Source organism: Enterovirga sp. CN4-39, assembly GCF_049446235.1.
Lineage (GTDB): Bacteria > Pseudomonadota > Alphaproteobacteria > Rhizobiales > Beijerinckiaceae > Enterovirga.
On the sequence record NZ_JBMSEF010000006.1, the window covers coordinates 21,946 to 37,018 of the forward strand.

14 protein-coding genes are annotated in these 15,073 nt (G+C 68.8%); 7 read left to right on the plus strand and 7 right to left on the minus strand.

All coding sequences use genetic code 11. The features are described 5' to 3' along the window. Nucleotides 1-37: 37 nt before the first annotated feature. Nucleotides 38-202: a hypothetical protein gene (locus ACO2SS_RS11795; RefSeq protein ID WP_423277853.1), complete on the plus strand. Its 165-nt coding sequence runs from the start codon at nucleotides 38-40 to the stop codon at nucleotides 200-202. Between the two features lie 233 nt (nucleotides 203-435). Here the strand turns inward: ACO2SS_RS11795 and ACO2SS_RS11800 are convergent, their stop codons facing one another. The 5 genes from ACO2SS_RS11800 to ACO2SS_RS11820 form a co-directional block, all read right to left on the minus strand. Continuing rightward, nucleotides 436-2,010, minus strand: a complete 1,575-nt coding sequence (locus tag ACO2SS_RS11800; protein ID WP_423277854.1) for a S10 family peptidase — start codon at nucleotides 2,008-2,010, stop codon at nucleotides 436-438. A gap of 68 nt (nucleotides 2,011-2,078) precedes the next feature. Continuing rightward, nucleotides 2,079-2,531: a DNA polymerase III subunit chi gene (locus ACO2SS_RS11805; protein ID WP_423277855.1), complete on the minus strand. Its 453-nt coding sequence runs from the start codon at nucleotides 2,529-2,531 to the stop codon at nucleotides 2,079-2,081. Nucleotides 2,532-2,540: 9 nt separating this feature from the next. Then, the gene (locus ACO2SS_RS11810) at nucleotides 2,541-2,702 is read right to left on the minus strand and encodes a hypothetical protein (protein ID WP_423277856.1); all 162 of its coding nucleotides are present in this window, start codon (nucleotides 2,700-2,702) and stop codon (nucleotides 2,541-2,543) included. Nucleotides 2,703-2,717: 15 nt separating this feature from the next. Continuing rightward, complete coding sequence (locus tag ACO2SS_RS11815) at nucleotides 2,718-3,272, minus strand: DUF1003 domain-containing protein (RefSeq protein WP_423277857.1); 555 nt, start codon at nucleotides 3,270-3,272, stop codon at nucleotides 2,718-2,720. A 322-nt stretch (nucleotides 3,273-3,594) separates the two neighbouring features. Continuing rightward, nucleotides 3,595-5,085, minus strand: a complete 1,491-nt coding sequence (locus ACO2SS_RS11820) for a leucyl aminopeptidase (protein WP_423277858.1) — start codon at nucleotides 5,083-5,085, stop codon at nucleotides 3,595-3,597. Nucleotides 5,086-5,295: 210 nt separating this feature from the next. On the opposite strand from ACO2SS_RS11820, the gene lptF reads away from it, so the two are divergent. The 6 genes from lptF to ACO2SS_RS11850 all read left to right on the plus strand — a co-directional run bounded on the left by lptF (nucleotide 5,296) and on the right by ACO2SS_RS11850 (nucleotide 13,489). Continuing rightward, on the plus strand, nucleotides 5,296-6,468 hold the full coding sequence (gene lptF / locus ACO2SS_RS11825) for an LPS export ABC transporter permease LptF (RefSeq protein ID WP_423277859.1): 1,173 nt from the start codon (nucleotides 5,296-5,298) through the stop codon (nucleotides 6,466-6,468). A 1-nt stretch (nucleotide 6,469) separates the two neighbouring features. Next, complete coding sequence (gene lptG / locus ACO2SS_RS11830) at nucleotides 6,470-7,555, plus strand: LPS export ABC transporter permease LptG (protein WP_423277860.1); 1,086 nt, start codon at nucleotides 6,470-6,472, stop codon at nucleotides 7,553-7,555. Between the two features lie 31 nt (nucleotides 7,556-7,586). Beyond that, nucleotides 7,587-10,181, plus strand: a complete 2,595-nt coding sequence (locus ACO2SS_RS11835; protein WP_423277861.1) for an LPS-assembly protein LptD — start codon at nucleotides 7,587-7,589, stop codon at nucleotides 10,179-10,181. Nucleotides 10,182-10,214: 33 nt separating this feature from the next. Further along, nucleotides 10,215-11,222 (plus strand): 4-hydroxythreonine-4-phosphate dehydrogenase PdxA, encoded by a 1,008-nt coding sequence (gene pdxA, locus ACO2SS_RS11840; protein WP_423277862.1) that lies wholly within the window; start codon nucleotides 10,215-10,217, stop codon nucleotides 11,220-11,222. 53 nt (nucleotides 11,223-11,275) lie between these two features. Then, nucleotides 11,276-12,061 (plus strand): 16S rRNA (adenine(1518)-N(6)/adenine(1519)-N(6))-dimethyltransferase RsmA, encoded by a 786-nt coding sequence (rsmA, locus tag ACO2SS_RS11845; protein ID WP_423278084.1) that lies wholly within the window; start codon nucleotides 11,276-11,278, stop codon nucleotides 12,059-12,061. A gap of 63 nt (nucleotides 12,062-12,124) precedes the next feature. Next, nucleotides 12,125-13,489 (plus strand): NAD(P)H-dependent oxidoreductase, encoded by a 1,365-nt coding sequence (locus ACO2SS_RS11850; protein ID WP_423277863.1) that lies wholly within the window; start codon nucleotides 12,125-12,127, stop codon nucleotides 13,487-13,489. A gap of 13 nt (nucleotides 13,490-13,502) precedes the next feature. Here the strand turns inward: ACO2SS_RS11850 and gmk are convergent, their stop codons facing one another. Continuing rightward, nucleotides 13,503-14,177: a guanylate kinase gene (gene gmk, locus ACO2SS_RS11855; protein ID WP_423277864.1), complete on the minus strand. Its 675-nt coding sequence runs from the start codon at nucleotides 14,175-14,177 to the stop codon at nucleotides 13,503-13,505. Next, nucleotides 14,174-15,061 carry a YicC/YloC family endoribonuclease gene (locus ACO2SS_RS11860; RefSeq protein ID WP_423277865.1) on the minus strand — a complete coding sequence of 296 codons (888 nt, stop codon included), beginning with the start codon at nucleotides 15,059-15,061 and terminating at the stop codon, nucleotides 14,174-14,176. The genes gmk and ACO2SS_RS11860 overlap by 4 nt, the downstream gene beginning before the upstream one ends. Nucleotides 15,062-15,073 lie beyond the last annotated feature (12 nt).

Here is a 15,073-nt window from a genome sequence, read left to right on the forward strand (position 1 = left end):
CCTTCGAGCTCCCGGGAATACGCACGCGGGGGTCAGCATGTCCCACATCAGTGCAGCCGAGTACCTGGCCGAGATGCGCCGCCTTGAGGCGATCCGGAACGAGGCCCTTCGCCACCATGATCGCTTCGCCGTGGCCGTCATCGAGATGCGGCTGAAAGCGGTCAACCGCGTGTTCTGGGGTCCCCTCGCCCGGGGCGGATGACAAAGTCCATCGAAGACGCAATCGGGACGAAACACGCCTGAGGCATGAGAGAGGCTCCTACGGAGTTCCCTCATGCTTTCGTCCTCCGCACGAAGCGGCAAAGGCTTTCACGCGTCCGATATCGTTCTTATCCTGGCCGCGATCGCGTTCCTCGTGGTCGGCCTGTCCGTCATGCTGCTGGCGGTCTGAGCGCCCCAGCCCAGCCGCCCGACGAGCGGCACACCGCGGGCCAGCTAGCCCCGCTCCCCCTTCTCCGTCCGTCCGGTGATCAGCTTCTCGGCATCCTTTCGGAAGGCCGCGCGGGATGCGTCGCGGGTGTAGAACATGTGGCCGCCAGGATAGGTCGTCAGCGCCGCCCGGGACTTGCCGCCATAGGCCGGGAGCTGCCGGAGCAGCAATTCGCTCGCGAAATAGGGGGTGACGAGATCCGTCAGCCCGTGCGCGACCAGGACCCGAAGATCAGGATCGAGCGCCAGCGTCTCCTTGAGTTCGTCCATGACCTGCGGCGACGTGCGGCCGCGGCCGTAGCGCCAGTTCGGCGAGACCGAGTTGTTCAGGAGCTCGTAGCGCTGGTTCGGCACGCGCCAGCCGAGGGTGCGGGAGAGGTGGTCGACCATCGCGGTCGAGAGCGGCGCCTGCATGGCGGTCAGCACCCCGTCGCTGCCGCTCCCGCGGTCGTCGGTCGGGTCCGGGTCGAAGGTCGTCACGCCCGTATCGTAGGCCGACGCGATCTTGCCGTCCCCCCGCTGGAACTCGCGCTGGAAGGTGCCGAGGCCGATCCGGCCCGCATGCCGCCGGACGAGATCCTTGTCGAGGCCGGTCAGTTCCGCCACGCGCGCCGCGATGCGGGCGATCGCGTCCTGGTCCTGCATCCCGCGGGTGAGGTCGACCAGGTATTCGCCGCCGGCGTAGCGCTCGGCATCCGCGAGTGCCTTCCGGTCCGACACGCCGTCTCGTTCGAGCTTCGCGGCCGCGAAGGATGGGAGGCGCGTGACGAATTCCATCGGGTTGTGCCGGGGCTGGCCCAGCATGCCGAAATCGAGAACGGGCGAGAGAAGGATCACGCCGGAGAGGCCGATCCCGAGATCCTTCTGGAGCTTCTGGGCGACGAGCGGACCGCGGAACCCGCCATAGCTCTCGCCGACGAAGAATTTCGGCGAGGCGAGCCGGTCGTTGGTGCGAAGCCAACGCGCGATCGCGGCCGCGATCGAGGAGACGTCTCCGTCTACCGTGAAGTAGCGGTCCCGGATCTCATCCCGCGAGCCCGTGGCGCGGCTGTAGCCGGTCTCCACCGGATCCAGGAAAACCAGGTCCGTGAAATCGAGCCACGTCTCGAGATTCGGCACGAGCGCCGGAGATTGCGACGGGCTGATGCTCGATTGGCCGAGCGGCAGCCGCCACGGCCCCGCCACCAGCAGGTGGAGATAGGCCGACGAGGCGCCGGGCCCGCCGTTCAGGAAGAACGTCACCGGGCGCGTGGCCGGATTGGTGTCGAGGGCCGTGTAGGCGACATAGCCGAGTTCCGCCTGGACGGCGCCCTGCGGGTCGACGAGCGGCAATGCGCCGGCGGTGGCCGAGAAACGAAGCGTCCGGCCGTCCGGCAGGTCGAGCGTGTGTACGGTCGTGACGTCCGGCGGCAGCCGCCGTCCGGTTATCTCCTGGCCCGTGGCGCCCTGCTGAGGGCGGCTGGGTGGCGCGGTTTGCGCCTGCTCGGCTGGACGGGGCGATGCGGCTGGGCTCGGCTGCGCGGCAGCCGGCAAGGCGAGAAGGGCGGCCAAGCAGGCCGCCGAGACGAGCTTTCGGACCATCGCTAACTCCACTCGGCCCGAAGGTAGATGCGGGCGGCGACGTTTGCGAGGGCGATCCGGTGGGACGGTCAGCCGCGCTTGGCCCAGCGGCCCTCTTCGTCCTGCTGCCAATAGGAGAGCTCATGCCCCGCCTCGCGCAGGGCGCGGTAGGCCTGCCGCCCGCCGGCGACAGCCTCCTCGTTCGAGCCGTCCAGGAGATACATGACGCGCGAATACCCGCCGAGGTCGGAGGGTAGCGGGGCGCCCTCGACGAGGAAGAGGATCTCGGCACCGTTGCGGTTCGCCTCCTCCGTCGTCAGCAGGACCGGATGCTCCGGGGCATCGGCCTCGCGAGCGGTGCCGTGCGGCAGGAAACTCTCGTCCGCGTAGGTCCAGAGATGGTCGTCGAGGGCGGATAGGCGCTCCTCGCTCCCGACCCGGACGAGCGCGCGCCAGCCGCGCTCGCGCGACTTCTCGAGCAGGCGCGGCAGCACCGCCTCAAGCGGCTGTCGCTGCAGGTGGTAGAAGAAGATCTCGCTCACGCGCGCATGTTAATGGGTCAGGATCTCCTGGCGACCAGTCCTGCCGACCACGGAGGCGACTTCCGCATTCTCGACCCCGTCTCCGATCAGCACCGCGACGCCATGCGCGACGGCGATCGGCACGAAGACGAGGAAGATCATGAGCCAGAGAACGAGTGTCGTTGCACGCATGTCTCGTCTCCCTGGTCAAACGATGCGGAGGGCGGGGCGGGCCGGAGCCGGCTCGCCGGGGGATGGGTCGACGGCCGCGGCGGAGACGAAGTGCTCCATCCGGCCCACGAGGAAGTCGACCTTCTCGTGAAGCTCCGAGATCGCCGTCTCGGCCTTGAGGTTGACCTCGTAGTCGAGCGACGCGGCGAGCCGGTCCTTCGCCGCCTGGCGGTTCTGGCTCATCATGATCACGGGCGCCTGCAGGGCCGCGAGCATCGAGAGCAGGAGGTTCAGGAAGACGAAGGGGTACGGGTCGAAGGCGTTCCGCGCCAGGACGACGACGTTCAGGCAGGCCCAGAGGGCGAGGAAGACGCCGAAGCCGAGGATGAAGGCCCAGGAGCCGCCGATGGCCGCAACGCGGTCGGACAGGCGCTCCCCGAAGCTCTGACGCTCCTCGAAGACCTGGTTCAGGCTGCGCGCCAGATAGGTCCGGCGCGCGACGCGCTGGATGACACGCCGATCCCGCCCGGGGAGCGGCGAGACGCCAGCATAGAGGAGATGCTGGGCGAGGTAGCGAATCTCGTTGTTCATGGCTCACCTTTCGACCGGGCCGCCGAGGCCGGTCTGGTGAGCCGATCAGGCGATCAGGCGTCCAGAGCGGGCCGCGACGGCGCGGTCAATCGACTATGACTGTCGCTTGGCATGGGACGGATCGGTTCCAGTGAATGTCCGGTCGACGCGAGAACGCTTTCCGGCCGGATAGGGTTCAGATGACCGTTCGGACGCGCCCGGTCAAGCGCATTTTGCGCCTGCGAGATGTCGCAGGCGCGGCTCGAAACCCCCAGCGCAGGAGGGTTCCGGCCTGGAGCAGGCAGGAAGGGCTACCCCTCCCGACCCGGGCCGCCTTGGCCGTTCAGCTCTCGTAGTGATCCCGCACGAGCTGGTCGAGGAGGCGCACGCCCCAGCCCGAAGCCCAGGACTTGTTGGTCTCCGTCTGGGGCGCGTTCATGCCCGTGCCGGCGATGTCCAGGTGCGCCCAAGGCGTATCCTTGACATAGCGCTGGAGGAACTGCGCCGCCGTGATGGAGCCGCCGTGCCGGCCGCCCGTGTTCTTCATGTCGGCGAAGCGCGAATCGATGAGCTTGTCGTATTCGGGCGCGAGCGGCATGCGCCAGACCTTCTCGCCCGTGCTCCGGCCGGCCGCGGCCAGCCGATCGGCGAGTTCGTCGTTGTTCGAGAACAGGCCGGCATGCTCCTGCGCCAGCGCGACGATGATCGCCCCCGTCAGGGTGGCCAGGTCGATCATGAAGGCGGGCTTGAAGCGCTCCTGCACGTACCAGAGCGCGTCCGCCAGAACGAGGCGGCCTTCGGCGTCCGAATTCACCATCTCGACCGTCTGGCCGGACAGCGTCCTGATGATGTCGCCCGGGCGCTGGGCGTTGCCGTCGGGCATGTTCTCGGTGATGCCGATCACGCCGACGACATTGGCCTTGGCCTTGCGGGAAGCGAGCGCATGCATGAGGCCGACCACCGCCGCCGCGCCGGCCATGTCGCCCTTCATGTCCTCCATGCCGCCCGACGGCTTGATGGAGATGCCGCCGGAATCGAAGCAGACGCCCTTGCCGATGAAGGCAAGCGGCGCCGCGTCGGCATCGCCGCCGTTCCAGCGCATGATCGCGACCCGGCTGCCATGGCCGGAGCCCTGGCCGACCGCGAGCAGCGCCCGCATGCCGATCCGCCGCAGATCCTCCTCATCGAGGATCTCGACCTCGACGCCGAGCTTCGAGAGTGCCTGGGTCCGGCGGGCGAACTCCGCCGGGAAAAGGACGTTTGGCGGCTCGTTCACGAGGTCGCGCGCCAGGTTCACGCCGTCCGCGAGGCCCGCCCGGCGCCTGTCCGCCCGGCGGCAGGCGGAGGGCTCCGCCACCGCGAAGGTGATCCGCGTAGCCGTGTCCGGCTCGGAATCGTCCTTCTTCTTCGTCTTGTAGGTGTCGAACTTGTAGGCGCGCAGCCGTGCGCCGAGGGCGATCTCCGCCATCGCGTCGGCCGGATGGTCGAGGCCGGGCAGATCGCCGACCACCGTCGCCTGCCGGCCGCCGACCTTTCCGGCCAGCACCCCTCCGATGGCGCGCCAGTCCTGCTTCTCGCGCTCCGAGGCCGGCCCGAGGCCGATCACCACGAGGCGGTCCACCCGGTCGAGGCCCGCCGGCGCGGGAATCACGAGGGCGCTCGCCGCCTTGCCCTTGAAACGCTCGCCCGGCGCGGCCCGGCGGAGGATGTCGCCGACCGCGCCGAAACGCTCCGTGACGGATGGGCCGAGGGCGAGCGCATCGTCCGTGAAGACGACGAGGTCCCCTCCTTCCGGCTGCTCCAGAGTGCCGAAATCGATCTTGATGCTGTCCACGCGCCAGGCTCCGAAGCCGGTGACCGTTCGCCGGCCGACGATCCAGGCCGAGAGCCATACAACATGCGGCGCATCGCGCCAGAGACCGAGAGGTCTTGTCGTCGCGCCTCGGCCACATTGCCCGCAAACCGCCGAACTTGGCGGCGAAGGGACGAGGTCCGGCTTGCTAGGCCCGACGCCCCGAGCTAGCCCGGATCGATCGCCACGCCCATGCACCTCGTCGAGCGCTACATATTCCGGATCACGACAGGCGCCTTCGTGACCTGCGTCGTGGTGCTGACGGCCGTCATCTGGCTGACGCAGGCCCTGCGGCAGCTCGACGTCGTGACCGCACAAGGCCAGACGATCCTGGTCTTCCTCTCCGTCACGGGCCTCACGGTGCCGACCATCGTGGCCGTGATCGCGCCGGTCGCCCTGTTCATCGCGGTGCTCTACGCCCTCAGCCGCCTCAACGGCGACAGCGAGCTCATCATCATGAGCGCGGCCGGCATGTCGCCCTGGCGGCTCCTCCGGCCGTTCGTGGCGCTCGGCGGCCTGGTCGCGGCCGGGCTGGCGATCCTGACGATCGTGCTGATCCCGTCGAGCTTCCAGGAGATCCGGGACCTCATCACCCGCATCCGCGCCGACTTCCTGGCAAACATCGCGCAGGAGGGGCAGTTCACGACGCTGGAGAACGGCGTCACCTTCCACTACCGCGAGCGGGCGGGCGGCGCCCTTCTCGGCATCTTTCTCCAGGACCGGCGCGAGCAGGGGCGGATCACCACCTACATCGCCGAGCGGGGACAGGCGGTCGACCACAACGGCGGCTCGTATCTCGTCCTCCAGAACGGGAGCATCCACCGGCAGCGGCCGAACGCGGTGGATTCCTCGATCGTCACCTTCGAGCGCTATGCGATCGACCTTTCGGCGCTCAGCCAGGAGGCCGCCGAGGTGGTCTACAAGCCGCGCGAGCGCTCGACGGGCGACCTCCTGATGCCGGACGTGAACGAGGCGCTCTACAAGGCCCAGCCCGGGCGCTTCCGGGCAGAATTGCACGACCGGCTCTCGGCCTGGCTCTTCCCGCTTGCATCCGTGCTCATCGCCTTCGCGGCCATGGGCAACCCGCGCACGACCCGGCAGGGACGTGGCCTTGCGATCGCGGGCGCCATCGCGGCCGTCGTCGCGCTGCGGATCGCGGTCTTCGCGGCCAACAGCGCGAGCGCGCGCTCCCCGGCAGCCGTGTGGCTCGTCTACGGGCTTCCGATCGGCGCCATGCTGGCCTGCTGCGTCCTGATCGCCGGCGGGCCGCGCCTCCACGCCGCCTTGCACCATTCGGGGACCCGGCTCCGGCAGGGCCTCGACGGGCTCCTCCCCGGGCGCCTTCGCCTCGCCGGACGCGCCTGACGTGCTCCTCGGCGCAACCCTCAGCCGGTATCTGTCGGTCCGGTTCCTCAAGACGATCCTGATCGTCTTCGCGACGGTCTTCGGGCTCGTCTTCACGCTCGACCTGGTCGAGCTCATGCGCCGCGCCGGTGACACCGAGGGCGCGACGCCGGCCCTGATGGCGCGGCTGTCGCTCTACCGGACGCCGTCCATCGCCGAGCAGGTCTTCCCCTTCGCCATCCTGTTCGGATCGATGGCGACCCTCCTGCAGCTCAGCCGCAAGCTCGAGCTGGTGGTCGCGCGCGCGGCGGGCATCTCCGCCTGGCAGTTCCTGCAGCCTGGCATCCTGGTCGCGGCCGGCCTCGGCCTGCTGGCGACCTTCGTCTACAACCCCATCTCGGCGAGCCTGAAGGAGGAGGCGACCCGCCTGGAGGCCAACCTCTTCGGCCGCCGGATGAAGGCCAGCGGCTCCGACCTGTGGATCCAGCAGCGAAGCATCGACGGCCATGCCGTGATCAAGGCCGAAGGAAGCGTCGGCTCGGCCCGGACGGTCACCGGCGTCACGGCCTTCGTGTTCGACAAGCAGGGACGCTTCATGGAGCGGATCGAGGCGCCAGAGGCCTCCCTGCGCGAGGGCTACTGGGAATTCACCGACGCGAAGGTGTTCACGACCGTGGAGGAGCCGCAGGCCTACGCGAGCTACCTTCTCGCCTCCAACCTCGATCCCACGCAGATCCGGCAGCGCATCACGCCCGCGGAGGCCGTGCCGTTCTGGCAACTCTCGGAAACGATCTCGCGGCGCGAGACCGCAGGGCTCGACGCGAGCCGGTATCGGCTGCAATACGACATCTTAATCGCACGTCCGCTTCTGTTCGTTGCGATGGTGCTCGTCGCCGCGTCCGTCTCGCTCCGCTTCTTCCGCTTCGGAGGGGTGACCAAGATGGTGCTTGGCGGCGTGGCGGCAGGGTTCGCGCTGTACGTGGCAACCGAGCTCATGCGCGACCTGGGCAACGCCGGACTGGTGGGCCCATCGGTGGCGGCATGGCTGCCGGCGGTGGTCGGCAGTTTGCTCGGAAGCTTGGCTTTGTTGTACCAGGAAGATGGCTGACCCTTCCGTTCGGGCCGGTCGAGGAGTGAGGATGAGGCGTCTCAAGGGCACGGTCGCAGGGTTCGCGATCGCGGTGGCGGGCCTCCTCGCCGCCCAGCCCTCCCCTGCGCGCGCGCAGGGGACGATGAACGACCTCATCGCCGCCCGTCAGCGCTCGGCCTCGCAATCCGATTCCCGCCTGCTCGTCGACGCGCGCGAGATCATCTACAACAACGACCGGAACACCATCTCGGCGTCCGGGGACGTCGAGATGAACTATGAGGGCCGCACCCTTCAGGCGGACCGGATCACCTACGACCGGAATACCGGGCGCGTTTACGCCGAAGGCAACGTGCGGCTGACCGATACCAGCGGCGCCGTCACGACCGGCTCTCGATTCGAACTCACAGATGATTTCAAAACAGGGTTTATAGACAGTTTACGCGTCGAGCAGACCGTCCAGGATCGCGGCGAGACGCTGCGGACCCGGATGTCGGCCGCCAGGGCGGAGCGCGTCGAGGGCGAAACGACGACCTTCCTGCGTGGCACCTACACGGCCTGCGAGCCCTGCCGCGAGAACCCGGAGCGGCCGCCGCTCTGGCAGGTGAAGGCCGCGCGCATCGTCCACAACAACGAAGAGCGGACGATCTACTACGAGGACGCGAGCATCGAGTTCCTCGGCGTGCCCATCGCCGCGATCCCGTATTTCTGGACGGCCGACCCGACCGTGAAGCGGATGACGGGCTTCCTGGCCCCGCACTACATCCATTCCACGGCCCTCGGGACCGGCGTCTCCATCCCGTTCTTCTGGGACATCGCGCCCGACAAGGACCTGACGATCCAGCCGACGCTCTACTCGCGGCAGGGCGTGCTGATGCAGGGCGAGTGGCGGCAGCGGCTGCTGACCGGCTCCTACAACATCCGCGCCGCGGGGATCTTCCAGCGCGGCCAGTCGGCGTTCCTGCCGCCCCCGCTCGGCCCGGCCAACCGCGAGGGCCGCGGCATGCTGGAATCGAACGGCCGCTTCAACATCAACCCGCAATGGCAGTTCGGGTGGAGCGTCGCCCTGCTCTCGGACAAGTGGTTCCTGCAGAACTACAAGATCCGCAGCGAGACCCTCGCCTCGAACTACCTGATGCTGGAATCGACCTCGCAGGCGTTCCTGCGCGGCGTGGGCGACCGGTCGTTCTTCGACCTGCGCGGCTTCTATTGGCAGGGGCTCTCCTACGCCGACTGGCAGAAGCAGATTCCCTTCGTGACGCCCTCGCTCGACTACGAGAAGCGCGTGAACGGGCCGGACCCGATCGGGGGCGAGACGCGCTTCCAGTTCAACGTCACCCACCTGTATCGCCAGGCGGCGCAGTTCGATCCCACGAGCTTCACCAACCTGGCCTTCCCGTTCGGATCGGGGCTGACGACCGCGGGCTATCAGAGCTGCGTGGTCTTCCAGCGCGGCGTGTGCCTCGTTCGCGGCCTTTCGGGCGATTTCGCGCGCTTCTCGGGCGAGGTGTCGTGGCGCCGCGCCTTCATCGACGATGTGGGGCAGGTCTGGACGCCGTTCACCTATCTGCGCGTCGACGGCTTCCTGAACAGCCCCGACACGACGGGCTACCAGAACCCCGAGATCGCGAACTTCATCAACCCGAACCAGGAATTCCTGGGCCGCACGATGCCGGCCGTCGGCATGGAGTACCGGTATCCGCTGCTGGCGAACGACAGCGGCGGCGGCGCGCATACCCTCACGCCGATCGGGCAGGTGATCGTCCGTCCGAACGAGGCGCGGATCGGGAAGCTGCCGAACGAGGATGCGCACAGCCTCGTCTACGACGACACCGTCCTGTTCGACTGGGACAAGTTCTCGGGCTACGACCGCGCCGAAGGCGGCGTCCGGGCCAATGTCGGACTGCAATACAACTACCTTGCCCCGACCGGCTGGACCGCGAATGCGCTGATCGGCCAGTCCTACCAGCTGGCCGGGCGCAACTCCTACGCGGTGCCGGACCTCATCAATACGGGCCTCCAGTCCGGGCTCGATTCCCAGGTGTCCGACGTCGTCGGGCGCATCCAGGTCAATCCGAGTCAGAATTTCTCGTTCATCACGCGCGGGCGCTTCGACCATTCAGACTTTGCGCTGAACAGCTTCGAGACGCAGGCGATCATGAACTTCAACCCGTGGGTGCCGATCACGGGCTCGCTCACCTACGTGTATTACCGGGCCCAGCCGCTGATCGGGTTCCTGCATCGCCGCGAAGGCCTGCAGCCGGCAGCCGCCTGGAACATCACGCCGAACTGGTCGATCGGCGGCTCCGTGCTCTTCGACCTCGACCGCTACATCGACGCGCGCGAGGACTTCCTGCGCACCTACCAGGCGAACTTCGCCCGCGGCGGGCAGGCCCTCGCGAACACCACGATCTACAACCGGTCCGACCCGTTCACGATCGCGCAGGCGGGGATCAGCCTCGGCTACAAGGACGAGTGCACCACCTTCAGCATCAACTACGCGATGACGCCGCGCACTGCCGCGACGGGCGAGCGGGAGACCGACCGGACCGTCATGGTTCGCCTGGAACTGCGGACACTCGGGCAGGCGAGCTTCGCGCAGTCGCTCAACACGTCGAACACCTCGGACGGCGTCGCGAGCCGCTGATGCCGCCCAAGCGGGCCGGAGCGGCGTGAGGACATGGCACTTGCATTGACGCAGGGCGACCCGGCCGGGATCGGGCCGGAGATCGCCCTCAAGTCCTGGGCGAGCCGGGTCGAGGCCGGATTGCCGCCCTTCTTCCTCCTGTCGGATCCCGATTTTCTCCGGCAGGCTGCACGGCGGCTTGATCTGGACGTTCCCGTGCGCGCGGTGGCTCCCGAGGAAGCTGCCGCGATCTTCGGCGAGGCTCTCCCGGTCGTTCCGCTTGCGAGGCAGGTCTCGGCCGAACCCGGCCGCCCCGACCCGGGCACCGCAGCCGCCACCCTGGAATCCATCGAGGTGGCCGTCGAACTCACCAGGGTGGGCCGGGCTGAAGCGGTCGTGACCTGCCCGATCGCCAAGCACGTGCTCTACGATGCCGGGTTCCGGCATCCGGGCCACACCGAGTTCCTCGCCGCCCTTGCGGCCGAGCCGGGGGCGGAGGCCCCGCTCCCCGTCATGATGCTGTGGAGCGAGGAACTGGCCGTCGTTCCCGTGACCATCCACATCCCGCTCCGGGATGTGCCGGGGGCGCTGACGGAAGACCTGATCGTCCGGACGGCCCGGATCGTCGCGCGCGACCTACGCGAGAGGTTCGGCCTCGACCGGCCCCGGCTCGCGCTTGCGGGCCTCAACCCGCATGCCGGAGAGGCTGGTGCGATGGGCACGGAGGACCGCGACGTGGTCGCGCCGGCGATCGCGCGCTTGCAGGCGGAGGGGATCGACGCCTCGGGCCCCTGGCCGGCGGACACGATGTTCCACGCGAGGGCGCGCCGGGGCTACGATGCCGCGCTTGCGATGTACCACGACCAGGCGCTCATCCCGATCAAGACGATCGCCTTCGACGAGGGCGTGAACGTCACGCTGGGCCTGCCCTTCATCCGGACCTCCCCGGACCACGGGACGGCTTTCGACATCGCCGCCAAAGGCATCGCCCGTCCGGACAGCCTGATCGCCGCGCTTCGCCTCGCCGGGCGCCTTGCCGCTTCGAGCCGCGTCTCCACGTGAGCGAGCCCGACGATCTGCCGCCGCTGCGGGAGGTGGTGCGCCAGCATGATCTCATGCCCAAGCGCGCGCTCGGGCAGAACTTCCTCTTCGACCTGAACCTGACCGGGCGAATCGCGCGCTCTGCCGGGCCGCTCGCCGGCCACGAGATCCTGGAGGTTGGCCCCGGCCCGGGCGGCCTCACCCGGGCGCTGCTGGCGGAAGGCGCCGACCGGGTGATCGCGATCGAGCGCGATCCCCGCTGCCTTCCCGCGCTCGCGGAGATCGGTGCCCGTTATCCCGGCCGGCTCGAGGTGATCGAGGCGGATGCGCTCGAGGTCGATCCGCGCTCCCTGTTCTCGGGAGGGAAGCCCGCCCGGATCGTGGCCAACCTGCCCTACAATGTCGGCACCCCGATCCTGATACGCTGGCTGACGGTGCCGGACTGGCCGCCGCCCTGGGCCAGCGCGACGCTCATGTTCCAGCGCGAGGTAGCCGACCGCATCGTGGCCGACGAGACGCGCCGGGACGATTACGGCCGCCTCGGGGTGCTCTGCGGCTGGCGCACCCGGTCGAGGATCCTGTTCGACGTGCCGCCGCAGGCCTTCGTGCCGCCCCCGAAGGTGACGTCCGCGGTCGTCCATGTCGAGCCGCGGCCCGATCCCCTGCCCTGCTCCGTCCAGGCGCTCGAGCGCGTCACACGCGCTGCCTTCGGCCAGCGGCGCAAGATGCTGAGGCAGAGTCTGAAGGGCCTCGGGAAGGATCCCGCCGAGCTGCTCAAGGCGGCCGGTCTTCCCGGCACTGCGCGTGCGGAGGAGATCCCCGTCGCGGGGTTCGTGGCGCTCGCGAACGCGCTCGCTTGACAGGCGGGGCTGCGCTCCTCGAACTCGCCTGATTGCGCCCGAGAGCGCGGACAGGAAACGCCCATGAATCTCAGCCGCATGCTGCGCGAGCGCGCCGCTGCCGGACGGCCCGTCACGGTCGGCCTTATCGGAGCGGGCAAGTTCGGCACGATGTTCATGGCGCAGGCCCGCGTCACGGAAGGCATGCACCTCGTCGGTATCGCCGACCTGAATGTCGCCCGTGCCCGCTACCAGCTGGCCGCAGCCGGCTGGCCTGCCGAGCAATATGCCCCCGCCTCGCTCGACGAGGCCGCACGCTCCGGCGGCACGGCCGTCGTCGAGGATGCCGAGGCGCTCATCCGCCATCAGGCGATCGAGGTGATCGTCGAGGCTACGGGCGATCCGCGGACCGGGATCCGCTTCTGCCTCGCCGCGATCGAGGCGGGAAAGCACATCGTCATGGTGAACGTGGAGGCGGACGCGCTCGCGGGTCCCCTCCTGGCCAGGCGAGCCGAGCAGGCGGGCGTCGTCTATTCGCTCGCCTGGGGCGATCAGCCGGCGCTGATCTGCGAACAGGTGGACTGGGCCCGAGCGGCCGGCTTCCGCGTCGTCGCGGCCGGCAAGGGCACGCGCTACCTGCCGACCTACCACGCCTCGAACCCGGACACCGTCTGGGAGATCCTGGACCAGTATCTCAAGATCGAGGACCGAGCCTCGATCAACCCGAAGATGTTCAACTCCTTCGTCGATGGGACGAAATCGGGGATCGAGATGACGGCCGTCTGCAACGCGACCGGGCTCGCGGCGCAAACGGGCGGGCTCGCCTTCCCGCCGGCCAGCCGGTTCGAGCTCGCCGAGATCTGTAAGCCGCGGGAGAGCGGCGGCACGCTGGAGCGGGCCGGCGTCACGGAGGTGACCTCGTCGGTCTACCGCGACGGGCGCGACGTGCCCCACCATCTCGCGATGGGGACCTATGTCGTGATCGAGGCGGAGAGCGACTACGCCCGCCGCTGCTTCTCCGAATACCACATGCTGCAGGACAGCTCGGGCCGGTACGCCTCGCTCTACCGCCCGACGCACATGATCGGGCTCGAACTCGGTATTTCGATCGCCTCGGCGGCTCTGCGGTGGGAGCCGACGGGAGCCCCGACCTGCTTCAACGCCGATGTCGTGGCGACCGCCAAGCGCGACCTTTCGGCGGGAGAGGTGCTCGACGGAGAGGGCGGATTCCTGGTCTGGGGCCGGCAATGCCCCGCCCAACATTCGCTCGCCGAAGGGTACCTGCCGCTCGGACTGGCGCAGCATGTCAGGCTGCGAAACCCGATCCGGGAAGGCGACCCGCTGCGCTGGCGCGACGTCGAGATGGACGAGGACGACCTCGCCGTGCGGTTCCGGCGCGAGATGGAGCGGGAATTCGGGGACCCTGCCGCGCGGGCCGACGCGGCCTGACGCGGGAAGTCGGTCAGGTCACCGTTTCGGAGAGGAGGCCGCCGACGAAGTCGGGCAGGCCGACCTGCCTGTCCCGCTTCAGCCGCTCGGCGAAGAGGATGGCCTTCAGGCCCTCGAAGGAGGCGCCGAGATCCTCGTTGACGACCACGTAGTCGTATTCGCTCCAGCGCTCGATCTCGACCCGGGCGTTGCCGAGGCGCTTGTCGATCGTCTCGCGGGTGTCCTCGGCCCGCCGCTCGAGCCGATGCTGCAACTCGGCCATGGTGGGCGGCAGGATGAACACGGTCACGACATCCTCGCCCATGGTGGCGCGCACCTGGCGGGTCCCCTGGTAGTCGATGTCGAAGATCATGTCCCGCCCGGCAGCGAGGGCCCGCTCCACCGGCCGGCGGGGCGTGCCGTAATAGTTGCCGTGGACCTCCGCCCATTCGAGCAGGTCGTCATGGTCGCGCATGGCCAGGAAGTCGTCGACCGAGATGAAGTTGTAGTCGCGGCCCGCGATCTCGGACGGGCGCTTCTGGCGCGTCGTGACCGAGACGGAGACTTCCAGCCCGAGCTCCTTCTCCTCCCGAAGGGCACGGGTAAGGCTCGTCTTCCCGGCCCCCGACGGAGACGAGAGGATCAGGATGAGGCCGCGGCGCCCGACCTTGCCCTGCACGGTCAGCTCACCTTCTTCAGTCGCACTCATTCTACGTTCTGAACCTGCTCGCGGAACTGGTCGACAACAGCCTTGAGCTCCAGCCCGATGCGGGACAGCGACACGTCGTTCGCCTTCGAGCAGAGCGTGTTCGCCTCCCGCCCGAATTCCTGAGCCAGGAAGTCCAGCTTCCGGCCGACGGGACCATCGGCGCCGAGAAGCTCCCGGGCGGCCGCGACATGAGCTCGGAGCCTGTCGATCTCCTCGCGGATATCGGCCCGAGTCGCAAGCAGGGCCGCCTCTTGGTGCAGCCGGACGGGATCGAGGCTGCCCGTGGCGGCCAGGAGGGTTTCCACCTGCTCGGTCAGCCTGGCCTGGATCGCCTCGGGGCGGCGAGCCGGGCAGGTTTCCGCGGCGTCGACGAGCTCGCCGATCGCCTGCAGGTGACCTTCGATGACGGCCTGGAGCGCAGCGCCTTCCGCTGCGCGCGAGGTGGAAAGCGCCTTCACCATGCGGGCCGCAGCAGCCGACAGGTCGGCCCGTAGGGCGTCCTCGGCCGCGGGGTCTCCGGCGTCGTCCTCCATCTCGACGATGCCCCGGATCGACAGGAGCCCATCCAGGGAGGCGGGACGAATCTCGGCCGGGAGCTTGAGGTCGGCGATGGCACCGACCAGGGTATCGAGCGCCTCGCGGTTCACCCGGACCCGAGGGGCCGTGGCGCTCTTGGACAGCGTAAGATTGAGCTGGCACTGGCCGCGGGAGAATGCGGCCGCGATCTGCCGCCGTGCATCCTCCGCCGCTGAATCGAATCCCGGCGGCACCCTCGTGCGGACCTCGAGGCCGCGCCCGTTGACGCTTCTCACCTCCCAGGCCCAGTTCACTGACGCCGTAGTGCCAGCCTCGCGCGCGAAGCCGGTCATCGAATTGATGGCCATGATGTCCCGATG